Genomic DNA, 262 nt, shown 5'->3' with positions numbered 1-262 from the left:
CGGCCAGGGTCTCGCGAACGAATTCGAGAAGAAGGCGAAGGCGCTCGGCCTGAAGGTGATGTCGCACGACGCGACGAACGACAAGGCAGTCGACTTCCGCGCGATTCTGACCAAGATCAAGGGCGAGAACCCGGACGCGATCATGTACGGCGGCATGGACGCCACCGGCGGCCCGTTCGCGAAACAGGCGAAGCAGCTCGGCCTGCGCGCGAAGATTTTCGCGGGCGACGGCGTGTGCACGGAAAAGCTGGCCGACCTGGCC

Annotated in this window: 1 protein-coding gene; it reads left to right on the top strand. The window is 65.3% G+C overall.

Annotated features, from left to right (window positions below):
• On the top strand, nt 1–262 hold a 262-nt coding region (locus AAEY88_RS14165), incomplete at both ends, for an ABC transporter substrate-binding protein (RefSeq protein WP_350563410.1).

It is taken from the genome of Psychrobacter sp. CAL346-MNA-CIBAN-0220, from assembly GCF_040309805.1.
Lineage (GTDB): Bacteria > Pseudomonadota > Gammaproteobacteria > Pseudomonadales > Moraxellaceae > Psychrobacter.
Note: the sequence above shows the minus strand (reverse complement) of the source record. Positions and strands in the feature narration are given on the sequence as shown.